Here is a 23,140-nt window from a genome sequence, read left to right as displayed (position 1 = left end):
CCCGCCCACAACCTGACATCAGCAAGGCCCCCACCCATAACCAGACCAACGACCCAACTAGCCACCAGTCACGGCAAGCACCGTTGCAGTACTAGCCGTACCAGGCGGCGACGGCTCGCTTGTATCCGTCCGGCATGGTCAGCCCTGGCACCTCGTCCGCGGTGAACAGGCCCAGCCGCTCGTGCTCGTGACTGACGGCGGGCGGCCGTTGGGGAGTCAGCACGGTGCAGCCGTAGGTCACGATCAGCACGCGGCACCCGGGAACGGGCTGGTAGATCCATACCCCGCCGTCAAGGAGCGGTCCGGCCTCGACGTCCCAGCCGGTCTCTTCCCGGATTTCGCGCTCCAGCGCAGCCTCCGGACTGGGGTCCGGCAACTGCCCTTCACCGGTGCTGCCGATCTCCAGGCGGCCGCCTGGCAGTTCCCACTCGCCGCGCTCATTGCGCAGGAGCAGCACACGCTCACGTGCGTCGAGCGCGACACCTTTCACGGAAACGGGCCACAGCGGCGACGTGTACGTCATGGCAGCCCCCGTCCTGCGATGCGCGAGTAGCCTCTGGAGAACGTAGCACGCTCCCATCGGCCCACGAACGAGGCAGCGGCCCGCACGGCGGACGTCACGCGTCGCCGTGCGGGCCGCTGGTTGCAGGGCAGGGGGAGGGCCGGTCAGGAGGTGGTGGACCACATGAGGGGGCCGCTGGTCAGCGGGTCCTTGCCGTTGCCGGTGTAGAGGCGCAGGTCGCCGTTGACGCGGTGGGCGGCTATGTCGGCCTTGCCGTCGCCGTTGAAGTCGCCGCCGAGGACGGAGCGCATGTAGCCCCACGTCTTGTCGTGCCAGAGGTCAGCGGCACGGCTGACCGTGCCCTGGGCGTTGCCGGTGTAGAGGCGGAGCGCACCGTCGTAGGCGATCGCGGCGATGTCGTCCCGGCCGTCGCCGTTGAAGTCGCCGGAGGCCAGGCGCTTCATGCCGTCCCAGGTCTTGTCGGGCCACAGGTCGCGCTTGGCGTTGACGAGGGTGCCGTCGGGGTTGGTGGTGTAGGCGTGCAGCGAGCCGTCACCCCACACGGCGGCCAGGCCGTCGCGGCCGGAGGAGTCGGAGCGGTAGCGCACGATCTGCTTCATCGTGCCCCAGGAGGTGTCGTGCCACAGGGGGCGGCGCGGGTTGAGGAGGCCGTCACCGGAGCCGGTGTGCAGGAAGAGCTGCCCGTCGCCGCGGAGGGCGATCAGGTCGGCCTTGCCGTCGCCGTTGAAGTCACCTCCGATGATCTGCGTGTAGTTCTTCCAGGTGCCGTCGTGGGCCCACAGCTCGCGGCCGTACCGCAGCGTGCCGTCCGGGTTGGCGGAGAAGGCGTGCAGGTTTCCGTCGTTCAGTACGGCGGCGATGTCGGTGCGGCCGTCGCCGTCGAAGTCGGCGGCCGCGATGACGTTGCTGACGTCCGGGACCTTCGTGGTCAGCCGCACCGTCTGGATCCAGTCGGCGATGTCGTCCGTACGGGACGCGACGGCACCGTCGCGGGTCTCGTCCTCATGACCGAAGCAGCCCTTGAACCACGATCGGTTGTTGACTCCGACGAGCTCGTACCGGCCGCCGCTCGCACGCCATACCGGGGCACCGGCGTCACCCTCACACACGGCGGCCGCGTCGTCCTTGCCGGCGAGGTCGATGGTGCTGTTCTCCACGCCGCGCGCGGCGAAGCGCCCGTAGTGCAGGCGGTCGGGCACCCATTCGTCCTTGGTGCGGCCGAAACCGCTGACGGTGACGTCCTCGTCGCGCGACAGCTTCCCGGTCGGGAGACCGGCCGGTGCGACCCCGGGGACCGGCTCGGCCAGCCTGGCCATGACCAGGTCTCGGTCGCCACGCGGGACGAGCTGCTCGACGGTCGTGACCGTGCCGTCGTCCGTCCGGGAGAGATCGGTGCGCCCCACGGTCGCGGTGGTCTTCAGCTTCGGCGCCCCGGCCGTGAGCTGTGCGTACTGTGCGGGGTCGTCGGTGAAACAACTGGCGGCGGTGACCAGCCACAGCTCGTCGACGAGTGTGGCCGTGCAACTGCGCTTGCCGTCGCCGATGTCCAGCTTCACGGTGGACGGATAGGAACCGTCCTGGGCGGCCGGGCCCACGACCGCGTCGGCTGACCCGGCGGTCAGCAGGACTGCGGTGAGGGCGGCAGCGGATATCCCAGCGGTGAGACCGGCGCGGGAGGAGCGTCTGGCAGACATGACGTTCTTTCTGTTCGGTTGGGTCTTTGTCTGTTCGGTGGGGTCTTTGCTCTGCTCAGGGGCAGGTTGGTTCTTGGATTGGCGGGGGCGGTGCCGAGTGGTGGCGGGGGCGGTGCCCAGTGGTGGGGGAGTGGCTGGGGCCTCAGCGCGCCGACGGTAGGCCGGTGGCCGGCCTTTCGCGGTTCTGCGATTCCGTGCTTGCGCAGTTCGGTTGTCCCGCGATTCCGGAGCCCACGGCCCCACGAGCCGGTTCCGGAAACCGGAACCGGCCGGTCGGCCTCAGCCGATGGCCTGGATCCGCTTCCAGCCCGTCGGGCCGACGATCCTGGCGTCACCGTCCGTCGGGTCACCGGCGGTGCCGGTGCCGCCCTTGTAGTACAGCAGCGTGCCGCTCCCGTCCGCCGTCGTGGCCCACAGGTCCGCCACCCCGTCGCCGTTCGCGTCCGCCGCTCCGGTGATCAACGGACGGTTGCGGGTGTCCCAGCCGCGCGTTCCGTAGAGGGTGCGGTCGCCGAAGGTGTTGTCGGAACGACCGCGGTAGAGCCACAGCTTGTCGTCGCGGGTGTCCCGGACGAACAGATCGGGTCGCCCGTCGCCGGTGGCGTCGCCGGCCGCGGACAGTGTCATCGGCGCCCAGCCGTCGCCACCCAGCCGGACCCGGGGCTTGAGCTGCGGCCGGTCCGCCGGATCACCCGCGTACAGCCACAGCTTGTCCTCGTAACGCGTCACGAGGTCGGGGTGGCCGTCGCCGGTGACATCGCCGGCGGCGACGATCTGAGCGTCGGCGGGCCAGTTCCGGCCGATCCGGATGCGGGCACCGAGCGAGCCCTCGCCGGTGTTGGGGTAGAGCCACAGGTCGTTGCCGATGCGCGCGAGCAGGTCCTCGCGGCCGTCGCCGGTGAAGTCGCCGCGGTGGGTGACGGAAGCGCCGGACCAGCCGCCCGTGCCGATGACGCGGTGGCCGCCGGTGACCCCGCCGTCGCCCAGCCCGGGGTAGAGGCGCAGCTTGCCCGTGTCGTCCACCGCCACCAGGTCCGGTTTGCCGTCGCCGCTCAGGTCGCCGGGGACGGGCGCCCCGGGCAGTTGCGCGAAGATCGGCGCATGGTCGGAGTACCCGGTGGGCGGGCCGCTGGTGGGCTCGTTCTCCGACCGGTCCATCCGGGACGTGTCGATGGCGCAGGTCGCGAACCGGCTGTTGCCGGGAGCCCGGTCGGTGAAGAAGTGGTCCAGTTCGTGGAGTGAGTGCCGCCGCGTCGCGCGGTCCCACCCGTGGTAGGTGAAGCCGTCGATGCAGCGGTCGAAGGAATCGGTCAGCGGCTTCATGTAGTCCGCGCCCGCGTTGCGGTTGAAGTCCCCACCGAGGACGAAGCCGGAGTTCGCTGCCGTACCGAGGTACGCCTTCACGTTCTTGACCTGCTGGGCGACGCGCTCGGATTCGCCGACCGCGATGTGCGTGGTACACACCCTGGTCGTCCAGCCCTGGACGGACGCGCACAGGACCGGGAGTGTCTGCTTGTCCTGGCCCGACGGGTCCGCGGGCAGCATGTTGGCCGAAGAGCTCTCGGTGATGCTCCCCTTGACCGCCAGGGCGACCCCCAGCTCACCCGAGAGTGCCCCACGGCAGTCGGTGCGTCCGTCGGGCCGGGCCCCGGAGGCATGCCGTACGTCCCAGCCGTCGCCCAACTGGGCGCGTAGCAACTCCAGATGACTGTTCGGGGCGACACCGCACACCTCTTGCAGCATCACCACGTTGGCCTGTCGCTCGTCGACGAGCTTCTTGATCTGCGCGGCCTTCTGCTCCGGCTCGTTGCGGTGCGGACAGTACCCGGCCTCACCGCGCCGACCGCCCGCTTCGCCGCAGATGTTCCACGACACCACCCGCAGCTCGGGCTGCGCAGACCCGAGGGGGGCGGCCGGGCCGGCTACGGCCAACGGGGCGAACGCCAGCGGCAGAGCGGCACCGATCAGGCCCGCGGCCAGTGCCCGGGTCGCCCTCGGTATACGTGAGAAAAGTCTGTTCATGGCGCCTTCGCGGTCCCCTTCGCGCGATCAGAATTCATCGCCGGGCGCGGCACCGCACCCTTCTCACGGGCAAGGCCGACTTTCCCGACACTCAGTGCACTGTGTGCCGATTCGGGATTCTAACGTCATGTACTCATCCGACTTCGTGCCTGACTCCGCGGGACGGCCCTGACCGCAGGCGTGGTGGCCGCGCTCGGAAACCGGCATTGCGCAGGGCGTGGGCTCGTCCGGCCGGGGGACGTCTCCACCGGGCCCGGCTCCCGCGACGGCCATTCCGTCGTGGGCCGGTTCGTCTGGACGGTGACTGACTGGCTTGCCTGGTAGTGGGACTGGTGGATGTCGAGTTCCAGACCGCCGTACGCATACAGCTACGGCAGCCCGTCGGCTCCGGTCGACGAGCTGTCCGCCCGCGGAGATCCCAACGACTTCGTGATGTCTTCGAGTTGCCCTCCCCGGTGCGCCACACCGATATGGCCGGTCCAGGCGAAAGGGGTAGGTATTTCCAGAACGTTCAAATGGGGCAGGATTTCACGGCGGTGTGACGCGTCAGCTTCGATCCTTCGGGTCGGACCGATGACTGGAGACCTTGTGGACGGTGGTGTCATCAGGGCCCAGTCGTCGCCCGTCCGCAGACAGCACTTCCAATGTGCGGAGGTGCTCTCCGTGGCGTCGGTCGACCAGTTGTGAGTGTGCTTCGCCGGGGGCGAAGAAGTTCTGTTCGCCCCACTGTCGCAGCGCCACGATGACGGGGAAGAGCGCCTCGCCCTTCGGGGTGAGTACGTACTCGCGGTAGGCGCTGCCGTCCGAGGCGGGAACGGATTCGAGGATTCCGCCGGCGGCCAGGGTGCGCAGTCGCGCGGTGAGAATGTTCTTCGCGACGCCGAGGCTGCGCTGGAACTCCCCGAAGCGCCGGCTTCCGTCGAAGGCGTCCCGCACGATCAGCAGGGACCACCAGTCGCCGATCGCGTCCACCGACCGGGCGACGGGGCAGTCGCTGTCGTCGAAGCGTGTCCTGGTCACCATGGCGCCCTCGCTCTCTGAGTGGTTGCAACATGCTACCAAAACGGCTACGGTCTCCGTCGCTATGGTGGCAAGTTGAAACCAGATGGTCGGAGGGGTACCGATGCCCGGCAAGGGTGAGGCTGTGACACGACGGACCGAGGCAGAGGCCGAAGTCGAAGCGGAGGTAGAGGCAGGGGCCGAAGTCGAGGTTGAGGCAGAGGTCGGAGTCGAGGTCGGGACTGAGGCCGAGGCCGGGAGCGAGGAAGGTGCCGCGTCCGTCCTGTCCCGCGGCGTCGTCATCCTGTTCGCCGTCGCCTGCGGGGCCGCCGTGGCCAACGTCTACTTCTCCCAGCCGCTCCTGGTGACGATCGGACACGACCTCGGCATGAGCCCGGCGCTCGTCGGCAGCGTGGTCACCCTGACGCACGTCGGGTACGGGCTCGGGCTCTTCTTCCTCGTGCCGCTGGGCGACGTGGCCGACCGCAGACGGCTCGTCGTGGCCCAGTTACTGCTCCTGGTGCTGGCGCTGACCGTCGTGGCAGCCGCCCGCACGGCGACGTTCCTGCTCGTGGGCATGGCTGCCACCGGGCTTCTCGCGGTCGTCACCCAGACGTTGGTCGCCTTCGCCGCGTCACTGGCCGCACCCGCCGTACGCGGACGGGTCGTCGGCCTGGTCACCAGCGGCGTGGTCGTCGGAATCCTGCTCGCCCGCACCGCCTCCGGCCTGCTGGCCGACCTGGCGGGCTGGCGCTCCGTCTACCTCGCCTCCGCGTCGCTCACCGCTCTCCTCGCCCTGGTCCTGTACCGCGTGCTGCCGCGCCGTACTGACGCCCCGCCGACCGCCTTGCGCTACGGGCAGCTCCTGCGCTCCACGGTCACCCTGTTCGTACGGGAAAGACTGCTGCGGCTCCGGGCCCTGTTCGGGCTGCTGATCTTCGCCGCCTTCAGCACCCTGTGGAGCAGCGTCGCGCTGCCGCTCAGCGAGGCCCCGTACTTTCTGCCGCACAGTGCGATCGGGGCGCTGGGCCTGATCGGCGTCGCCGGAGCCCTGGCCGCGACGGTGGCGGGCCGTCTGAACGACCGTGGGCTCTCCCGGCGGACCACCGGCATCGCCCTGGCACTGCTCGCCGCCTCGTGGCTGCCCTTGGCCTTCACCCGCAGCTCGCTCTGGGCCCTGGCCGTCGGGGTGATCCTTCTCGACCTCGCCGTGCAGGCGGTGCATGTCACCAACCAAACCCTGATCCACGCGCTGCACCCGGACGCGGGCAGCCGGCTGATCGGCGGATACATGGTCTTCTACTCGGTCGGCAGCGCTGCCGGCGCCATCGCCGCGACGACGCTCTACACGGTCGCCGGGTGGGGCGCCGTATGCGCGCTGGGTGCCGCGTTCAGCTTCCTCGGGCTCGTCCTGTGGGCGTGCGCCCGACACGCTGACCTGCACTGAGCTACGGACCCGGCAGTCCGACTCGATGTCTTCTGCCGGAAGCCGGAGTGAGCGGCTGCCCCGGCCGACTGGTCGGGGCAGCCGCTCACTCCGAATGTCTGACAGGGAAGCCGTTATCGCTTGCGACCGTCCGTGTGCTGACGTGTGTGCCGGAACGCGGCGCGGATCTCGGCAACCAGCAGGTCCGGCTGTTCCAGGCCGGGGAAGTGGCCGCCGCGATCCATCTCGTGCCACGAGCGGAGGTCGTGGTAACGGCGCTCCGCCCAGCGCCGGGCGGTCGGCCACGGCTCGGCCGGGAACAGTGAGCAGGCGGTGGGCGTCGTCACCGGTTGGGCGATCTCCTCCTCGGCGCTGCGCGGCACCCACCGCATGGCTTCCCAGTACCAGCGGGCGCTGGAGGCGCCGGTCCCGGTCAGCCAGTACAGGGCGATGTTCTCCACCTGCTGCGTCACGCTCACCCCGCCACCGGCCTCGGGCCGGGTGTCGGAATAGGCGTCGAACTTCTCGCCGAGCCACGCCGCCAGACCGGCGGGGGAGTCGAGCAGGGAGTAGCCGAGCGTCTGCGGACGCGTCGCCATGATCATGCCGAAGCCGTAGCCGTCCGCGAGATGGTTGTCGCGTCGCTCCAGCATGCGCAGCTCCGAGGGGTCGGGGGCGTCCCGGTCCGCCGGCAGAGGAGAGGCGAGCGGCATCGTCAGATGCAGACCGGCGACGCGCTCGGGCACCTGGCGCGCCAGTTCGGTACTGACGTACGCGCCCCAGTCCCCGCCGTGCGCGCCGAACCGCTCGTACCCGAGCGTGGTCATCAGCTCGGCCCAGGCCCGCGCCGTACGGGCCGGCTGCCAGCCGCGCTCACCCGGACGCTCACTGAACCCGAATCCGGGCAGCGACGGTACGACCACGTGGAACGCGTCGGCGGCGGAACCGCCATGAGCCACGGGATCGGTGAGCGGCCCGAGGACGTTCTCGAATTCGAGCACGGAGCCCGGCCAGCCGTGGGTCAGTACCAAGGGGAGCGCCGTCGGCTCGGGCGAGCGCACGTGCCAGAACGCGATGTTCAGCCCGTCGAGACGGGCGCGGTAGTGCGGAATCGCGTTCCAGCGGTCCTCCGTGGCCCGCCAGTCGTGCTGTCGCCAGGCGTCCAGCAACGTCCTCAGCCGGCCGAGCCCGATGCCCTGGGACGCGTCCGGCACCGTCTCGGGCTCGGGGAGCCGGACCTCGTCGAGACGAGTCCGCAGGAGCGTCAGCTCGCGGTCGGGAACGTGAAGGGGGAAGTGCTCGATCTGTCCGGTCTGCTCGGTGCCCGGCGGTGTCGTCGTGTTTCCAGCCATGGACGAAACCCTAGGTACGGTCACCGCTCGGACCCATGCGCGAGATTGCCGCGAAGAGGTCAGGAATTGCGGTACGCCGAAGGGCGGACGCCGGTGTGGCGCAGGAACGCCGTCGACAGGGCGCCGGGGTCGGCGAATCCGCAGAGCGGTGCGATCCGGGCGACCGTGAAGTCGGTCTCGCGCAGCAGGCGTTTCGCCTCTTCGACACGGAGGCGGGTGAGGTAGCGGTGAGGTGTCTGCCCGGTCACCCGGCGGAACACGCGGACGAGGTGGAAGACGCTCAGATGCACTTCGTCCGCGACATCGGCCAGCGTGAGCGGTTCGGCCAGCCGGTCACGCATGAGCGCGATCGCCGCGCGGACACGCGCGTCCTCCCGCAACGGCCCCCGCCGCTCCGGGGCCCCGCAGTGACGGGTGAGCAGGTGTACGGCCAGGAAGGCGGCCGATGCCTCGGCGTACAGGTCCCCGGTCTCCGCCGCCGAACCGACGGCACGGACCGCCTCCACCAGGAGCGGGTCCCCGGCGGCCACGGATGCCGCCATGCTCGCGTAGTCGACCTCGCGGCTCCCCAACTGCGCCGCGGTACGTTCGACGGTGCCGCGCGGGATGTGCACCTGAATGCTGCGCAACGGCCCGTCCCCGCGGTAGCGGCGGAGGACGGACCGGTCGGGGACGGCCAGTTCGAGCTGGTCGGGTGCCCAGGTGCGGCGGTGCCATGGGCCACCGGCCCGCGTCTCCATCACGGCCCGGCCGGCCACGGGAAGGATCAGGTGCAGGTCCGCCGCGGCCGGCAACTCCATGCTCTCGACCACCGGGACGTGGTGGAACCGCTGTACGAGCAAGGACTGCCAGTCGGCGTCCTCCCAGCTGCAGTGCGTCCGCCGGACGTAGGAATCCATGGCGAAACCGGCGTAGGGCTGGAGATCGAGATGAGCCGAATCGAACACCATGCCGCCGAGAGTACGGGCTCCGGTGGCTTGCCCGGCCCGGGCGGACCCGCCAGGGCGGGCCGCCCGCGTGCGGCGTGGCATGCGTGCCTGGTCGCCCGGCACTCAGTCGAGACAGAACTCGTTGCCCTCGACGTCCTGCATGCAGAGACACGACTCGTTGTCGTCGTCAGCGGGCAGCAGCCGCACGCGTACCGCGCCGAGCGCGACCAGGCGTGCGCCTTCGGCCTCAAGCGCGGCCACCCGCTCTTCACCCACGAGCCCGGTGCCGGCCCGCACGTCGAGATGCACCCGGTTCTTGACCACCTTCCCTTCGGGAACACGCTGGAAGTACAGTCGCGGGCCCACCCCCGAGGGGTCGTGGCAGGCGAACGCCGAACCCTGTAGCTCAGGCGGCCGCGATCGGTCGAAGTCGTCCCAAGTGGCGAACCCCTCCGGTGGCGGCGGTACGACATACCCCAGCGCCTCGCACCAGAAGCGAGCGACGCGCTCGGGGTCTGCGCAGTCGAAGGTGACCTGGAACTGCTTGATCGATGCCATCGGCCCATCGTAGAGGCGGGGTCTTCCGTCGTCATCCGGGTTGTCGCGGCTGGTCAGGTGGTGAGGCGCACGGCCGGCCGCGAGGTCGCCCGAAGAGTTGGCCGTAGGCTCCGCTGCCGGGCAACTGGCCCCCAGAGGCACTTCCGGCACCATGGTCGCGTGACGAACGACGAGGAAGTCGGAGCACCGTCGCTCAGTACCGGGTTGGTTGTCGGCATGCTGATCGGCATCGCGGCCGGGCTCGTACTCGGGTCGACTGTTTTCCACAATATGGCGATCGGCCTCGTGCTCGGCGGTGGTGCGGGCGGGGTCCTGGGGGGGCACTTTGTCTGCGGCACGGCGCTCGTAACGTCAGCACCCACGAGAACCCGCATGCCGAAGCCGCGGATGCGGCCCCGCCGGTAGGGCCGGCGGAGCTTCGGAGCTTCGGAGCTTCCGGGACTTCAAGGTCGCCGAGGAATCAGAGCATCAGCAGCAGCCGCGTGTGCGGCACCAGCTTCCGGTTCACGCTGGTGCTCTGCACGAATATGGTGAAGTCGTCATTGCGGTCCGGGTTGACGCGAACTTCCTCGTCCGGCAGGCCCAGCAAGGATCGGGCCTCCGGCCCCGTGTACACCCGGTCCGTCTTCTTCTCCAGCACGGCGATCTGCTTCCGCGCCTGAATCTTCTCCGACTTGCTCAGCTGATAAAAGGCGCAACCGGTACGGTACGTGTGTCCGCATTCGACGACCCATTCCCGTATCGCCGCTGTGCGAGCCACCGGAATCAGCTGGTATTGCGACGGAGCCACGGGAGTGAGGCCGGCTGCCTCGATGGTGTCCTTGTTGACCGCCTCCGCGCCGGTGGAGAACACCGCCCGGGATCCTCGGATGCCCTGGGCCCGGCCGACCATGAAGTTCTCGGTGGCCTGCTGGATGACCAGCCCCGCCTCCTCCAGGCCCTGGGTGCTGGTGGCGTCCCAGATGGCGATGTTGTCCTTCGGGAAGCCGCACTGCATCGCCTCGCGCTTGCCCATCTGGTCCGGCACGAGGACAGCGAGCGTCCAGTTGTCCTCCTGCCTCTTGAGCAATGCGTCCACGGCCTCGACCAGTTCACGGGTGCCCTTGCCGGCGGCGTCCGGGCAGCGATGGCTCGCGTTCTCCTGCCCGTCGGTCAGCACGAACGTCAGGAAGCTGTGGTCGCCGTACAGTTGAGCGGTCTGCGCCAGTTCCCGCTGCGACTTCAGCGTGGCCGCCAGCAGCGCCGTCATTCCGCCGACCCGGTAAAGCTCCTTCAGGGACGGCATCCGCAGCACGTCCTTGTCGTAAATGACGCACTCCACCGTGTCCGCGAAGGCGTACACCGTGACGCGGGTCTCCTGGTCCAGTTCCTTCGAGCGGCGCGCCAGATAAGCGATCTGCTGGTCGGCGACATCGACGACCTTACGGCTCAGGTGCGACATGGACGAACTGGCATCCAGCACAAGAGCGACGTGATTGATGTAGTTCTGCTTTCCGGACATGAAAGCTCCCCCTCTTCCGACTCGGTGCTCCCACCTTCTCACCCACCACTGACAATCGATCTTGGACGCGGAGCCGGGGGGCCGTGTACGCGGGTGAATCAGCGACCGGTCGAGCCGTCGATCAGCTCGCGGAGGATGTCCGCGTGGCCCGCGTGACGGCCGGTTTCCTCGATCATGTGGGTCAGTGCCCAGCGGACGCTGGGGCCGGGGCGCCCCTGCTGCGGCCGGGGGAACGGTGCGTCGAGATCGGTGCACACGTCGAGGGCGACGTTCGCGCGCTCGACCGTCTCGCGGTAGCGGGCCACGATGTCGGCGACGCTGTCCGCCGGTGCGGCCTGGAACGTCGCCCGCCAGTCGGTGACGCCGTCCCCGAGGAACAACCAGCGCTCGACCGCCGTCAGGTGGTTGAGCAGGCCGAGCAGGTTCGTGCCCGACGGTACGGCGGCTGTTCGGGCCTGTGGCTCGGGGGCGCCGTCGACCTTCGCGGCGATCGACGTACGGAGGTAGTCGAGGAATCCGCGCAGGACCTCGGCCTCGCTGCTTCCGGTCCGGGGTGGTGGGGTGTCGCCGCGGTGGGTGTGGCGCGTGGTGCTGGGCAACAGGGGTCGCCTTTCTTCGTCGAGCCGTCGTCGAGGTCGGCGCCGGCCACCGCGTCAGGCGGTGCGGCGGACGAGGAGGACATGGTCGGTGACTTCGGCGGTGCGCCCGTCCGGCCCGGTCGCGATCCGGCGGGGCGCGTCGGCCCGTTCGATCGTCCATGTCTCCGGGGCCAGGCCGATACCGGCGGCGACCTCCTGCGAGCTCGGGTACCGCGTGTCGGGTTCCTGCTGCCACGACCACGGCGCGGCCGAGCCGTGGTCGACGACCAGCAACCGCCCGCCCGGGCGCAGGGCGTGCGCCGCCGCACGCAGGGCGGTCGCCCGGTCCAGGTCGCACGGGGACTGCAGGTAATGGGCGCAGATCAGATCGAACGCGCCGGGCGGGAAGGACTCGTGCACGTCGTACGGCACGGTGGTGACGCGTTCGGCCAGGCCGTGCGCGCGGGCGAGGGTGGCGAGCCGTTCGACCGCCACGGCCGAGATGTCGACGCCGGTGACCTGCCACCCCTGGTCGGCGAGCCACAGTGCGTCGCCGCCGGCACCGCAGCCGAGGTCCAGCGCGTCGCCAGGCGGCAGACCCGTCACCGTCTCGGTGAGACGGGCGTTGGGCCGCGGGTGTCCGGCTGCCGGCCGGGCCGCGTGGACGCCGTCCCAGAACGCGACCGCATCGGTGGTGCTCATCAAGACTCCTTGTGTCGGTGGGCGCCCAGTGTCGCCAGGCACCGCACGGCCTGGCACGGAAACTTGCGGTAACGGCAAGATGGGCCGCATGGACCCCAAGACGGACGACGACGTGCTCGACGCGGTGGGCTCAAGGCTCCGTGCGCTGCGCCGTCACCGCGGCATCACCCTCGCCGCCCTCGCGGTGACGACCGGCGTATCGGAGAGCACCCTGTCCCGGCTGGAGAGCGGGCAACGCCGGCCGACCCTGGAGCTGCTGCTGCCGCTGGCCCGTGTCTACGACGTCCCGCTGGACGACCTCGTCGGTGCTCCGCGCACCGGCGATCCCCGGATCCACCTCAAGCCGATCAGCCGGCACGGCATGACCTTCGTACCCCTGTCCCGGCGTCCGGGCGGCGTGCACGCCTTCAAAATGATCATCCCCGCCCGTCCGGAACCCCTCGAACCGGCTCCGCAGACGCATGAGGGCTTCGAATGGCTCTACGTGCTCAACGGTCACCTGCGGCTCGTGACCGGCGATCGCGACCTGACGTTGCCGCCTGGTCAGGCAGCCGAGTTCGACACGTCCTTGCCGCACTGGCTGGGCAGCGCCGATGGCGGCGCGGTCGAACTCCTCATCCTGTTCGGACTGCAAGGGCTGCGCGCGCATGTACGCACCGACGCCGACCGGCCGTCTCCCGGCCACTCCTAGGCCCAGCCTCCGCCCCGGCCTGGCTGGTCACAGCAGGTGCTGTGCCCGAAGGTCCGCCACATACTTGGTGATCAGTTCCTGCGACAGGTGGGGGATGTCGTTCTCCTCGTCGAGGGCGGCGGCCCGGACGGCCGCGCGGAATTGTTGCGCAGGCAGTGCGGAGCCGGGCAAGGGCTCCTCCGGCTCGGCGAAGGCGTGCAGCAGGGGGAGCAGTGAATGCTGCCTCTGGCGATCGGGCAGGCCGCGCATGGCGGTCCCGAAGCGGTCGAGCCATTCGTCGTGATCGCGGATGCGCGTCAGGGGGTGCCCGGCTGCCACCAGCCAGTCGACGAAGGTGTCGAGTGAGATGCCGTCCTCGTGCGGGTTGACGACGTTGAAGGTCCGGTACCCCTCCCGTGCGCCGTCGCCCAGCGCGGCGATGGCGCGCGCTGTGAAGTCCACGGGGAGACCGTCGTAGTGCCCGCTGCCGGTATCGGCACCGACACCTCGGGCGTAAAAGCTCTCCGGGGCGATGCCTGTCGCCAGCAGGCTCAGCAGGAGGCGTGTGAACACGTCCGGGATGTTCAGCTGGCCCCGGTAGCGTCGGTGCGCGAGGATCATGTTGGAGCGGAACACGGCGACCGGCAGACCGTACGTGTCGTGTGCCTCGCGCAGCAGCACCTCGCCCGCCCATTTGCTGGCGGCGTAACCGTCCGCGTAACCGCCGTCGAGGTCGCGCACCCCGCAGGCCGTACGGATGTCGGCCGTCTCGTCGGCCGCGGCCTCGTACCCGAAGACGACGGCGACCGTCGACAGGTAGGTGAACTGCTTGATCCGGGAGGTGAGCGCGAGCCTGATCAGTTCGGCCGTCCCCAGTACGTTGGGGCCGAACTGCTGGTCGTACGGCAGGACATGGTTGACGAGCGCTGCCGGGTGGACGATCAGGTCCACGGTGTCTGCCAGCCGCTGCCAGGTCCCCTTGTCGAGCCCGAGGCCGGCTTCCCCGATGTCGCCGGCGACCACCTCCAGGTGCTCGGCGGCCAGTTCGCGGTAGAGCCGGAGGAGTTCCGGGTCGCCGCTGTCGAAGGCCGCGTCGAGCCGTTTCCGGGCCGCCTCGTCGGTGCTGCCACGGACCACGCACACCAGGGTGCCGCCGCGCTCGGCGACCCGTTCCAGCCATTCGAGGCACAGGAAGCGGCCCAGGTAGCCGTTGGCGCCGGTCAGCAGGGCGGTCCGTGCCTCGGGCAGCGGACCGGTCGGCCTGCCGGTCTTCGCGAGGGCGTCCGTGTCGAGGAAAGCGTCCGGCGTCAGGTCGCCCGCCAACAGCCGCGTCGCGCCCGGCCCGTGGACGCTGTCGGCGGTCGGGCGCCGGTGTCCCGCAAGGGCCTTCTCGATGTGATCAGCCACCTGCCGGAGTGTGTTGACCGGGTTGATGAGGACGTCGACCGGGACATCGACGTGGAAGATGTCCTTCAGCAGTTGGGAGAACGACAGCGCGGAGAGGCTGTCACCACCGAGTTCGAGGAAGCGCGTGCCGGACCTGACGTCGCCGGGCCGGTGTCCGAGGAGCGCGCGGGCGGCACGGAGCACGGTCTCCGCTACCGGCTGGGACGGGCCTGCCTGGCGCAGTGCCTGGAGTTCGTCGGCCCCGCGCTCGGTCAGCTCGGTGTACAGCGCTTCGAGGCGTTCGCCGTAGCGCTTCGTCAGCGCGGGGCGCAGCAGCTTCCGCACTCCGGAGAGTAACCCGTTCCGCTGGCTGAACGGCTCGGTCTCGATGAGGAAGTCCCGTGGCACCTCGTACGCGTTGAGACCGGCCTCGGTGGCGAGGCGTTGCAGGGATTCGCGCAGGATCGACCTCAGCCGCCGCGGGTCCTGGCCGGCACGGTCGAGCGCGTCCTGAGTGGGCACGATGACCGCGAGCAGGTAGGCACGGGCGCTGTTGCCGTACACAAACACCTGCCGGACGAGCGGGCTGCCGGTGAACAGGGCTTCCAGACGGGACGTGGCCACGAACTCGCCCTGGGACAGCTTGAGGACGTTGGAGCGGCGGTCGACGTACACCAACGTGTCGGGGCCGGTGCGGGCCATGATGTCGCCCGTGCGGTAGAAGCCGTCCTCGTCGAAGACCTGGGCGGTGGCATCCGGCCGCTGGAAGTAGCCGGAAATGAGCCGGTCGGACTTGATCAGCAGCTCGCCCCTGGGGTGTGGCGCATCGGTCCGGAAGTATCCCAGCTCGGGCACGTCCGCCAGTTTGTGGTCGGTCACCGGCGGACGCAGCACCCGGCCGTCGAGCGAGACGATTCCGGCTTCCGTCGACCCGTAACCGTTGAGCAGCCGGACGTGCAGGCAGTTCTCGACGAACGCCGTCATCTCGGCGCTCAACGGTGCCGAGGCGCTGACGGCCCACAGGAGGCGGCCGCCCAGGAGCTCCTCCCGCAATTCCGTTCGGAGCTCCGCCTGTACACGCTCGATCTGCTCGGACGTGTCGCCTTCCACCCCCGTATCGCTCCGGCGGGCCAACTCGGCCTGGTAACGCTGGAAGAGCATGTCGCTGACGCGGGGCACCATGATGAACTCGGTGGGGCGGACCAGGGAAAGGTCCTCGAAGAGCGTCGACAGGTCGCTCGACGCCACGAAGCAGGCGATGCCCCCACGGGCGAGTGTGCCGAACAGTACGCCCCGTCCCATCATGTGGCTCAACGGCAGGTAATTGAGCACGATGGACGGCCGTACGCCTTGGCCAGGCACGAAGTCGACCCAGAACTGCCGGACAAGCCGCTCGGTGTACATGGCGCCCTTGGGGGTGCCGGTACTTCCCGAGGTGTAGATCAGCGAGCTGAGTGTGTCGGCCGTCGCCCCCTCGGGGCACCGGGGGGCCGGTGGCAGGGCCCGCCCTCGCTCGATGACCGACGCCAGGGTGTCCAGGGCGACGCCTCGGCCCTGCGCGGCGAGGCGATCGCGCGCGGAGTCCAGCTTCTCCTGGTGAGCGGTGATCTCGGGACGGTGGCCGAGAACGACGACCCTGTCCAGCGACGGGGTGTCCGCCGCGAGCTGGAGCGCGACGTCGAGGTGGGCCACGTCCACCGCGAGCAGGCGCGGCCCGCTCTGCGCGACGACGGGGGCCAGATGTTCGGCCGAGGCGCCGGCCTGGAGGGGGACGCTCACCGCACCGGAGCGGACGCACGCCAGATCCACCAGGGTGTACTCGGCGCTCGTGGGACCGAGCAGCGCGACGACGTCACCGCGGCCCACGGCGTGGCCGGGCTGGTGCCGCCAGTCGGAGGCCACCGCGCCGACGCGTTCCCACAGTTCGCCGTAGGTGATCGTGTCGAAGCGCTCCAGGAGACGCAGCGTGGTACGGCCCGTATCAGGGTCGGTGACCGGTTCGGTGGCACGCTCGCCCAGGGCGGGGCGGTCCGCGTACCCCTCCATCACCGTGGCCACGAGGTCGGCGAGCGTGAGACCCGGCCGTCGGATCGCCTCGGTGACGGCGTCCAGGGGCGCGGCGTCGCGGAACTGCGGGTCTGTCGCGTACAGGTGAGCGGCGCGCTGCGCGGTACGTTGCGTGAACGCGTCGGTCGGAGGCTGCGCGGTACGTGTGGTGAACTCGTCGGTCGGTGGCTGCGCCGTATGCGCGGTGAACGCGTCGGTCGGGGGCTGTGAGTCGGACATGAGTGCTCTCCTCTGCGCCTGGGGCTGGAAGGCCCGTTCAGGTGGGGGAATCTTCATGCTGCGGGGATGAGTGGGCGGCCTTGTCAGCGTGCCGGACACCGCACTTGGCGGTTGCGCCCTGCGCCGTATCCGGCACCTGCCATGGCGATGCCGAGAACGACCAGAAGCACGAGCGGAAGGGTCCAGCTGTCTGTGCTGTCGTGCAGGATGCCGAGGAGGAGGGGCCCGGCTGCTGCCACGAGGTAGCCGACGGACTGCGCCATGCCTGCCAGTGCGGCAGCTTCTCCGGGGCTGCCGGCGCGTTCGCTCTGGAAGGTCAGTGCGAGGACGAGACACGCGCCGCCACCCAGGCCGAGCAAGATGCACGCCAGAACGGACAGCGCGGGGGCCGACACCAGTACGGCGAAGCCACCGGCCACGAGGACCGAGGCCCCGGCCGCAACCCATCGTTGGTCGTGACGGCCCCGGGTGAGCAGGGGCAGGAGACCGCTGGCCGCCAGGCCGATCAGCTGGTAGAGGAACAGCATCCACCCGGCCGTGGTGCTGGTCGTGCCGTGGTGCGTCAGAATGCTGGGCAGCCACGCGACGGCCGTGTAGAAGGCCAGGGATTGCAGGCCCATGAACAGGCTGACCTGCCAGGCCAGTCGGGACCGCCAGGGGACCGGGCTGCGGGTCGCCCCGGTGGAGGAGTGGGGCCTGTCGCCCCGCATCCGGGGCAGCCAGGCGAGGAACGCCGCGACAGTGAAGGCGACACCCCAGGCGAGCGCGGTGCGCCAGGAACCCGGCAACGTGTGGGAGAGCGGCGCGGAGATCCCGGAGGAGACCGCGGCCGTGACGCCCATGACCGTGACGTAGAGAGCACTGATGCCCTGGACGCGGTGTGCGGGCACGCTCCGCCGGATCAGCGCGGGCAGCAGCACGTTGCCGAACGCGATGGCAGCGGAAAGGATCACGGTCCCGGCGAACAGGCAGATCACCGAGGGAGTCGACCGGACCACGGTGCCGACCGCCAGTGTGCCGAGGGCGGCCACCAGCAGGCGTGCGGTGCCGAACCGGTGGGAGGCCCGGGCCACCAGGGGTGACGTCGCGGCGAACGTCAGCAGGGGGAGCGTGCTCAGCAGTCCGCCCCAGCTCGATGTCAGGCCGCTGCCGTGCTCGATCGCCGGGAGCAGCGTACCGACACCGGTGAGGCCGGTACGCAGGTTCGCCGCTACGAGGCAGATCGCGAGGACGAGCCCGACGGACACGGCGGGCCGGGTGCGGTCGGCGGCCGGCGACGCCGCGGTGGAGCGCCGACGGGACAGCGACGCCGCCCGCGGACTCACTCTCCCGCCGCTTCGTGTGGGGCCCCGGCCTCGTGGTCGCGGGTGAGCTGGACGATCGCGGCCGCCGCGGCGCGGGCGCCGCTCTCGTCCCGGTCCTCGATCGCGTCGACGAGGCGCCGGTGCAGGGTGGCATGCTCCTCGGCGCCGGCGGCGTCCCAGGGCAGGCCGCCCAGGGAGGAGGTGAGAGCCGTACCGAGGTGGTCGTACATCTCGATCAGAAGGTCGTTGCCGCTCGCCCGGACGACGGCCCGGTGGAACAGCGCGTCGACACTCTCGGCCGCGGACCTGTCCGCGCCGGCGCAGGCCGCGTCGGCGTCGGCCACCAGCTCTTTGAGCTGGTGGAGCTGGTCCTCGCTGCGGCGCAGGGCGGCGGCTCCTGAGGCGTACTCTTCGAGGACGGTACGCAGTTCGAGCACGTTGTTCCGTTGCGCGGAACTCGCTCGCCGCACCATGACCGACTGGAGCTCACTCGACGCGCGGACGTAGGTGCCGTCCCCGACCCGGGCCTCCAGCAGGCCCAGGTGTACGAGCGCACCGAGCGCCTCCCGCAGGGTGCTGCGCCCGACCCCGAGCTCCTCGATGAGCGCCTGCTCCGACGGGATACGCGTTCCCACCGGCCATCCGCCTGCCTCGATGTGCGAGCGGAGACTGTCCACGAGCTGCGCGGACAGGCTGGCTGTCCGCCGCGGTGTACTGATGCGTTTCATGGCGGCAGCATACAGACAAACATCAGACATTTGAACATCACATAGGTGCTGACTGGAGAGGTCTCGTGCGTCGGCCCCCATGCGGGCGGTTCATGGACGTTCACGCTCGTCATCGCCAGGCTTGAGCCTCACGTAGCGTGAGGCTGGAGTGTGGGGGCATGAGCGACTACTACAACGCGTTCGAGATGAGCCCCGTACCCGCTCCCGGCCCGGACGCGGTTCCGCCGGAGCCGTTCCACGGCATATACGGGATGCCCGCGTTCGTGACGATCCCCACGAGCGACTTGGCGGCTTCGGTGGACTTCTGGACCCGTGGGCTCGGGTTCTTCGAGCTGTTCGGCATCCCCGGCAGGCTCGTACATCTGCGCCGGTGGGCGTTCCAGGACGTACTCCTCGTCCCGGCGGAGAACGCTCCGGCACAGCCACCGGCGATGAGCTGCAGTTTCGCGTGCGTGCTCAGCCAGGTCGACTCCCTCGTCGAGGCATGTCGCGCGCTGTGCCCCGACTCGGTCGAGGGGCCGAGGGACACGCCCTGGAACACCCGCGACGTGACGGTGATCACGCCCGAGAACGCACGGATCGTCTTTACTGCGGCGAAGCCCTTCGATCCGGCCAGTCAGGAGGCGCGGAACCTTGCAGCCATCGGAATCACCCCACCGGACGCCGGCCGCGGCGACCATGAGAAGCATGACTGATGCCGATGAGGCCGGTGGCCTGACCATCGGTCAGGTCTCGGCGCGGCTGGGCGTGACCGTCCGCGCGTTGCACCACTGGGACGAGATCGGCCTGGCGCGGCCGTCGCTGCGTACGACTGCCGGATACCGGCTCTACACCGCCGGTGATCTGGAACGTCTGCACCGCGTCGTCGTCTACCGCGAGATCGGTCTCGGCCTGGACCGGATCCGGACCGTCCTGGACGACTCGACCGCGGATGTACCCGGTGCGTTGCGCGCGCAACGCACCCAGGTCGCCGAACGGATCGCCCGCCTCCAGCGGCTCAGCGCCGGACTGGACCGGATGATCGACGCCCACGAGCGCGGCCTGCTGCTGACCGTCGAGCAGCAGGCCGCGGTCTTCGGCCCGCAGTGGAATCCGGACTGGCCCGCCGAGGCCCGTCGGCGCTACGGGGACACGACGCAATGGCAGCAGTACGCCGAACGCTCGGCCTCTCGCGGCACGGAGGAATGGCAGGCGGTCACCGACGCCATGGCCGACCTCGACCGCGCCCTCGGGGAGGCGATGGACGCAGGTGTCACCCCCGGCAGTCCGGAAGCGGACCAACTCGTCGAGCGGCACCGCGAAGTCTTTGCTTCGTACTTTCCCCTCACCAGGCAGATGCAGGTCTGCCTGGCCCGTACGTTCGAGACCGATCCGGGATTCGCTGCCCACTACGACGGCATCCGCACCGGCCTTGCCGCATGGTTCCGTCGCATCGTCGACGCCGGCGCCCGGGCCCACGGCATCGACCCCGAGACCGCGACCTGGCAGTAGAGCGCGGGACCGGGAGCCCGCACCCGTGAAGCGACCCTGACAACCCTTTTGGAGCTGCTTGGTAGGCCTTGGCGGGCCTTGGTATTGTTTACGGCTTGGATGGCCGGTGGATGTGTGGCCCGTGAACGCTCGGGAGGGCCGGATGTCAGTGAGCTTGGGGTACCGGAATGCGGGTGCGCCGGACGTGTACCGGCGTGGCCTTCGGCCTGAGAGGGCGCATGACGGAGTTCTGCTCGTGGACATCGAGGCAGACCTGGTCATCCGGGACGGAGACCGGGTGGTGCTGGCGGAGGAGCAGTTCCCCGTGGCTGAGCTGGCGCGTGCTCTGGTGGGCTGGCTGCGCCGGTCGGACGGCGAGCGCGGTGACTTCGTGTTCGACTCGATGTCCTACCCGGAACCGGGGGTGGTGCGGATGGTGGAGTCGGCAGAGGGGTGGCGGGTCGGCTCGGTCTTCGAACCGGATGCCTGGACCTCACCGGTCACTTGGGACGTCCTTGCGGCGGAACTCGGACGCTTCGTGGCCGCCGTCCGCGGGGATGTGGCGGAGATCGGTGCCAGGCCCGGTCTGATCCCCGGCCTTCGCGGCACGGCCGGTCCGTGAGGCACGGCCGCCCGTGTCTCATCGGCCGGCCTCCTGCGCGGCCGCGACCTGTGGTTGGGGACATGATCCTGCTCGCAGAGGGGCGATCAGTCACCGAGTCCGGCCGGAGCCGCGGGCGGGCGACCACCAGCGCATTCATCGACACGGGGCCTTTCCCCCTCTCGTAGTCGAGCGCAGCGTCCCGCAGCAGTGGGGCGGTCTTACGCGTCCTGGACCCGGCGCGAAGGGCGCGAGCGCTCCCTCGGGCGCGCCAGTACGTCGTACGGGTACGGCAGCGGACGTTCGCTCGCCGCAGTCAGGCGCTCCTCCTGCTCCGGCGCAAGCTCCCAGCCGTGAGCGCCCAGGTTGTCCGTCAACTGCTCCAGGGTGCGTGCTCCGATGATCGGTGCCGTCACGCCCGGGCGCTGCAGCAGCCAGCGCAGTGCCACCTGGGCCGGGGTACGCCCCGTCTCGTCGGCGACCGCGAGCACCGCGTCCACGACCCGCCACGTCTGCTCGGTGTCCCGGTCCCGCCAGCTCTCCCGACCCTGCTGCTCCTGGACAGCCGCCTCCCGCGAGCCCGCCGGGGCGGCCGCCATGCCGCGCTGGTACTTGCCCGAGAGCCAGCCTCCCTGCAGCGGGCTGAACGGTATGACTCCGACTCCCTCCGCCTGGCTCAACGGCAGCAGCTCCCACTCCAGTTCCCGCGTCAGGAGGTTGTAGAGCGGCTGCAGACAGACGAACGGCTCCCAACGGTGGAACCGTGCCACGTCCAGCGCCTCCTGCAACTGCGACGGCGTGACGCTGCTCGCGCCCAGGTAGCGCACCTTGCCGTCCCGTACGAGCCCGTCCAGCGTCGACAGGGTCTCCTCGACCGGCGTCTCCACGTCCCACATGTGTGTCTGGTACAGGTCGATGTAGTCCGTACCGAGACGGCGCAGGCTGCCCTCGACAGCCGTCAGGATGTGTTTACGGCTCAGGCCCGACGCGTTCCCGCCGCCCTCGCCCATCGACCCGAACACCTTGGTGGCGATGACGAGGTCGTCACGGTTGCCACGGGCCTTGAGCCAACGGCCCAGGACCTCCTCGGACGCGCCCTGCCCGTAGATGTCCGCCGTGTCGACGAAGGTACCGCCCGCCGCCGTGAACGCGTCCAGCATGCGGTGCGACGTCACCTCGTCCGCGCTGCTGCCGAACGTCATCGTGCCCAGGCACAGTTCGCTGACACGCAACCCCGTCCCGCCCAGAAATCGCTGCTCCATCTGCTGCGGCTGCTCCATGGTTCCCGCCCTGCCCTTCCGTCGGCCGATGGGGCCACCTAAGACGTCCGGTACGGCAGGGGCAACACAATTCCTGGGACTGCCGGGGTGTTGGGTGAAGGCAGGCGCACCGATGTGGGCCCCGGGGATCAGCCGTAGCGTCCCCGAGGCCCGGCCGTGGCCGTGGTCGTGATGGTCGTGAGATCCCGCATGCCGTCCGCGGCCGGGCTGCCGGCCTTAGCGGACGTCCACCGTGGTGGGGCTGGAAGTCCGCTGGCGTACGGGGTTGTGGTCGGCCGGGCTGAGCAGGCCGTACACCACCGCGCGGTACTGCTGGGCGCCGCTGTGCGCGGCCTCGACGTGTGCGGCGACCCGCGCGTCGTAGCCCCTTTCGACCACGGCGCCGCAGGTCAGTCGGTGCCACGCCGACCCGCCGCTGCGGTTCTCCAGGCATACCCGCAGGTAGCTGGAGGCGTCGTCGTCGCCGTGCGCCGTGACCGTGAAGGTCTTGCCGACCTGCGCCGTGGGCGGCGCCGTGATCTCCACACCACCCTTGGCGAACGCCGGCCCGGCGGCCAGAGCCACGGAGGCCAGCCCCAGCGCACCGATCACAGCCACCCGGCCGCTCCGCGCCTTCGTCCCGGTCTTCTTCGTCCTGGTCATGGACTTCCTTCGCTCATGCGTGTCTCTTGTGCCCGGGCTCCAAGCCCTTGTGCCTGATGCCGTCGACGCTACGTCCGGGTACGGGCGCCTCGGGCCGTCCGGACGCGATCTACGTAGCGCCTTACGTAAACCCCACCTAGCGCTCCGGTTGTACCGCGGTAGACCGTGATCCGAGAGAGGTGTGACCGCGAGGGCGGCCGTCATGCCAGCCGCTTCCCGGGCACCTCTTGGTCCGGGAAGCACTCCGCCTCACCCCGGAGAAGCAGCACGTCGAAGGTGTCCGGTAGGGCCAGGCGTACGCGCGGCTCCTTGCGGGCGTTCCGCGCAGTCGCGGAGGTGGCGCTGGCACACACGTCTGGCGGCGAACGATTGCCGGTATCTCCATGGGAACCGACCTTGACCAGGCAGGCGCGAAGCGCGCCTGCGGCGCAGGACCTACCCCCAGCGACCGATGCCCCGGGACGGGAGTGCCCCGGTGCCGTGGCCCGG

Annotated in this window: 21 protein-coding genes and 1 pseudogene; 6 read left to right on the top strand and 16 right to left on the bottom strand. The window is 70.1% G+C overall.

Annotated features, from left to right (window positions below):
• Window positions 1–91: 91 nt before the first annotated feature.
• The 4 genes from ACZ4QV_RS39955 to ACZ4QV_RS39940 form a co-directional block, all read right to left on the bottom strand.
• Entirely contained in the window at window positions 92–523 is a 432-nt protein-coding gene (locus ACZ4QV_RS39955; RefSeq protein ID WP_467764281.1) for an NUDIX hydrolase, read from the bottom strand.
• A gap of 143 nt (window positions 524–666) precedes the next feature.
• Complete coding sequence (locus ACZ4QV_RS39950) at window positions 667–2,217, bottom strand: FG-GAP-like repeat-containing protein (protein ID WP_361592938.1); 1,551 nt, start codon at window positions 2,215–2,217, stop codon at window positions 667–669.
• Window positions 2,218–2,496: 279 nt separating this feature from the next.
• Window positions 2,497–4,239: an FG-GAP-like repeat-containing protein gene (locus ACZ4QV_RS39945; RefSeq protein WP_361640518.1), complete on the bottom strand. Its 1,743-nt coding sequence runs from the start codon at window positions 4,237–4,239 to the stop codon at window positions 2,497–2,499.
• 546 nt (window positions 4,240–4,785) lie between these two features.
• A complete protein-coding gene (locus ACZ4QV_RS39940) occupies window positions 4,786–5,262 on the bottom strand; it encodes a winged helix-turn-helix transcriptional regulator (protein WP_361154943.1) in 477 nt (158 codons plus the stop codon).
• Between the two features lie 121 nt (window positions 5,263–5,383).
• Between ACZ4QV_RS39940 and ACZ4QV_RS39935 the strand changes: the two genes are divergently transcribed.
• Window positions 5,384–6,685, top strand: a complete 1,302-nt coding sequence (locus tag ACZ4QV_RS39935) for an MFS transporter (protein ID WP_361592929.1) — start codon at window positions 5,384–5,386, stop codon at window positions 6,683–6,685.
• Window positions 6,686–6,798: 113 nt separating this feature from the next.
• On the opposite strand, the gene ACZ4QV_RS39930 is transcribed toward ACZ4QV_RS39935, so the two are convergent.
• The 3 genes from ACZ4QV_RS39930 to ACZ4QV_RS39920 all read right to left on the bottom strand — a co-directional run bounded on the left by ACZ4QV_RS39930 (window position 6,799) and on the right by ACZ4QV_RS39920 (window position 9,503).
• The gene (locus ACZ4QV_RS39930) at window positions 6,799–8,016 is read right to left on the bottom strand and encodes an epoxide hydrolase family protein (RefSeq protein WP_361154939.1); all 1,218 of its coding nucleotides are present in this window, start codon (window positions 8,014–8,016) and stop codon (window positions 6,799–6,801) included.
• 59 nt (window positions 8,017–8,075) lie between these two features.
• Entirely contained in the window at window positions 8,076–8,966 is an 891-nt protein-coding gene (locus ACZ4QV_RS39925; protein ID WP_361591451.1) for an AraC family transcriptional regulator, read from the bottom strand.
• A 102-nt stretch (window positions 8,967–9,068) separates the two neighbouring features.
• On the bottom strand, window positions 9,069–9,503 hold the full coding sequence (locus tag ACZ4QV_RS39920) for a VOC family protein (protein ID WP_361154936.1): 435 nt from the start codon (window positions 9,501–9,503) through the stop codon (window positions 9,069–9,071).
• Window positions 9,504–9,662: 159 nt separating this feature from the next.
• Here ACZ4QV_RS39920 and ACZ4QV_RS39915 point away from each other — a divergent pair, with 159 nt between their 5' ends.
• Window positions 9,663–9,908, top strand: a complete 246-nt coding sequence (locus ACZ4QV_RS39915; RefSeq protein WP_467764280.1) for a hypothetical protein — start codon at window positions 9,663–9,665, stop codon at window positions 9,906–9,908.
• A 55-nt stretch (window positions 9,909–9,963) separates the two neighbouring features.
• Here the strand turns inward: ACZ4QV_RS39915 and ACZ4QV_RS39910 are convergent, their stop codons facing one another.
• The 3 genes from ACZ4QV_RS39910 to ACZ4QV_RS39900 form a co-directional block, all read right to left on the bottom strand.
• Window positions 9,964–11,004: a vWA domain-containing protein gene (locus ACZ4QV_RS39910; RefSeq protein WP_361591449.1), complete on the bottom strand. Its 1,041-nt coding sequence runs from the start codon at window positions 11,002–11,004 to the stop codon at window positions 9,964–9,966.
• A 98-nt stretch (window positions 11,005–11,102) separates the two neighbouring features.
• Window positions 11,103–11,603, bottom strand: a complete 501-nt coding sequence (locus ACZ4QV_RS39905; RefSeq protein WP_361591447.1) for a DinB family protein — start codon at window positions 11,601–11,603, stop codon at window positions 11,103–11,105.
• A 54-nt stretch (window positions 11,604–11,657) separates the two neighbouring features.
• A complete protein-coding gene (locus ACZ4QV_RS39900) occupies window positions 11,658–12,284 on the bottom strand; it encodes a class I SAM-dependent methyltransferase (protein WP_361591445.1) in 627 nt (208 codons plus the stop codon).
• A gap of 88 nt (window positions 12,285–12,372) precedes the next feature.
• Here ACZ4QV_RS39900 and ACZ4QV_RS39895 point away from each other — a divergent pair, with 88 nt between their 5' ends.
• Window positions 12,373–12,975 (top strand): helix-turn-helix domain-containing protein, encoded by a 603-nt coding sequence (locus tag ACZ4QV_RS39895; RefSeq protein WP_361591443.1) that lies wholly within the window; start codon window positions 12,373–12,375, stop codon window positions 12,973–12,975.
• A 27-nt stretch (window positions 12,976–13,002) separates the two neighbouring features.
• Here ACZ4QV_RS39895 and car read toward each other — a convergent pair whose 3' ends face one another.
• The 3 genes from car to ACZ4QV_RS39880 all read right to left on the bottom strand — a co-directional run bounded on the left by car (window position 13,003) and on the right by ACZ4QV_RS39880 (window position 18,658).
• Window positions 13,003–16,626 carry a carboxylic acid reductase gene (gene car, locus ACZ4QV_RS39890; protein ID WP_467764279.1) on the bottom strand — a complete coding sequence of 1,208 codons (3,624 nt, stop codon included), beginning with the start codon at window positions 16,624–16,626 and terminating at the stop codon, window positions 13,003–13,005.
• Window positions 16,627–16,709: 83 nt separating this feature from the next.
• A complete protein-coding gene (locus ACZ4QV_RS39885) occupies window positions 16,710–17,951 on the bottom strand; it encodes a CynX/NimT family MFS transporter (protein WP_467764278.1) in 1,242 nt (413 codons plus the stop codon).
• Window positions 17,948–18,658, bottom strand: coding sequence for a FadR/GntR family transcriptional regulator (locus ACZ4QV_RS39880; protein ID WP_361154924.1), 711 nt, complete (start codon window positions 18,656–18,658; stop codon window positions 17,948–17,950). Before ACZ4QV_RS39880 ends, ACZ4QV_RS39885 begins: the two co-directional genes overlap by 4 nt.
• A 158-nt stretch (window positions 18,659–18,816) precedes the next feature.
• Between ACZ4QV_RS39880 and ACZ4QV_RS39875 the strand changes: the two genes are divergently transcribed.
• From ACZ4QV_RS39875 to ACZ4QV_RS39865, 3 genes are all read left to right on the top strand, one after another.
• A complete protein-coding gene (locus ACZ4QV_RS39875; RefSeq protein WP_361620247.1) occupies window positions 18,817–19,353 on the top strand; it encodes a VOC family protein in 537 nt (178 codons plus the stop codon).
• Window positions 19,346–20,149, top strand: a complete 804-nt coding sequence (locus ACZ4QV_RS39870) for a MerR family transcriptional regulator (RefSeq protein ID WP_361620245.1) — start codon at window positions 19,346–19,348, stop codon at window positions 20,147–20,149. Before ACZ4QV_RS39875 ends, ACZ4QV_RS39870 begins: the two co-directional genes overlap by 8 nt.
• A 235-nt stretch (window positions 20,150–20,384) precedes the next feature.
• Entirely contained in the window at window positions 20,385–20,750 is a 366-nt protein-coding gene (locus ACZ4QV_RS39865) for a DUF7878 domain-containing protein (RefSeq protein ID WP_361620214.1), read from the top strand.
• 200 nt (window positions 20,751–20,950) lie between these two features.
• Here ACZ4QV_RS39865 and ACZ4QV_RS39860 read toward each other — a convergent pair whose 3' ends face one another.
• From ACZ4QV_RS39860 to ACZ4QV_RS39850, 3 genes and pseudogenes are all read right to left on the bottom strand, one after another.
• Entirely contained in the window at window positions 20,951–21,991 is a 1,041-nt protein-coding gene (locus ACZ4QV_RS39860; protein ID WP_361591455.1) for an aldo/keto reductase, read from the bottom strand.
• A 234-nt stretch (window positions 21,992–22,225) separates the two neighbouring features.
• Window positions 22,226–22,651, bottom strand: coding sequence for a hypothetical protein (locus tag ACZ4QV_RS39855; protein WP_361591429.1), 426 nt, complete (start codon window positions 22,649–22,651; stop codon window positions 22,226–22,228).
• Between the two features lie 215 nt (window positions 22,652–22,866).
• Window positions 22,867–23,004 (bottom strand): annotated as a pseudogene (locus tag ACZ4QV_RS39850) (pyridoxamine 5'-phosphate oxidase family protein); the annotation flags it as partial.
• Between the last annotated feature and the right edge of the window lie 136 nt (window positions 23,005–23,140).

It is taken from the genome of Streptomyces sp. NPDC026394 (assembly GCF_055567735.1).
The sequence above is the reverse complement of the archived record's forward strand: the minus strand, read 5'-3'. Positions and strand labels throughout refer to the sequence as shown.

Bases quoted from the DNA above. Each gene is read 5' to 3' on its own strand.
- ACZ4QV_RS39910 (WP_361591449.1), bottom strand. From the start codon at position 11,004: ATGTCCGGAAAGCAGAACTACATCAATCACGTCGCTCTTGTGCTGGAT.
- ACZ4QV_RS39855 (WP_361591429.1), bottom strand. From the start codon at position 22,651: ATGACCAGGACGAAGAAGACCGGGACGAAGGCGCGGAGCGGCCGGGTG.
- ACZ4QV_RS39930 (WP_361154939.1), bottom strand. From the start codon at position 8,016: ATGGCTGGAAACACGACGACACCGCCGGGCACCGAGCAGACCGGACAG.
- ACZ4QV_RS39875 (WP_361620247.1), top strand. From the start codon at position 18,817: ATGAGCGACTACTACAACGCGTTCGAGATGAGCCCCGTACCCGCTCCC.
- car (WP_467764279.1), bottom strand. From the start codon at position 16,626: ATGTCCGACTCACAGCCCCCGACCGACGCGTTCACCGCGCATACGGCG.
- ACZ4QV_RS39940 (WP_361154943.1), bottom strand. From the start codon at position 5,262: ATGGTGACCAGGACACGCTTCGACGACAGCGACTGCCCCGTCGCCCGG.
- ACZ4QV_RS39900 (WP_361591445.1), bottom strand. From the start codon at position 12,284: ATGAGCACCACCGATGCGGTCGCGTTCTGGGACGGCGTCCACGCGGCC.
- ACZ4QV_RS39880 (WP_361154924.1), bottom strand. From the start codon at position 18,658: ATGAAACGCATCAGTACACCGCGGCGGACAGCCAGCCTGTCCGCGCAG.
- ACZ4QV_RS39920 (WP_361154936.1), bottom strand. From the start codon at position 9,503: ATGGCATCGATCAAGCAGTTCCAGGTCACCTTCGACTGCGCAGACCCC.
- ACZ4QV_RS39955 (WP_467764281.1), bottom strand. From the start codon at position 523: ATGACGTACACGTCGCCGCTGTGGCCCGTTTCCGTGAAAGGTGTCGCG.
- ACZ4QV_RS39925 (WP_361591451.1), bottom strand. From the start codon at position 8,966: ATGGTGTTCGATTCGGCTCATCTCGATCTCCAGCCCTACGCCGGTTTC.
- ACZ4QV_RS39870 (WP_361620245.1), top strand. From the start codon at position 19,346: ATGACTGATGCCGATGAGGCCGGTGGCCTGACCATCGGTCAGGTCTCG.
- ACZ4QV_RS39950 (WP_361592938.1), bottom strand. From the start codon at position 2,217: ATGTCTGCCAGACGCTCCTCCCGCGCCGGTCTCACCGCTGGGATATCC.
- ACZ4QV_RS39895 (WP_361591443.1), top strand. From the start codon at position 12,373: ATGGACCCCAAGACGGACGACGACGTGCTCGACGCGGTGGGCTCAAGG.
- ACZ4QV_RS39945 (WP_361640518.1), bottom strand. From the start codon at position 4,239: ATGAACAGACTTTTCTCACGTATACCGAGGGCGACCCGGGCACTGGCC.
- ACZ4QV_RS39860 (WP_361591455.1), bottom strand. From the start codon at position 21,991: ATGGAGCAGCGATTTCTGGGCGGGACGGGGTTGCGTGTCAGCGAACTG.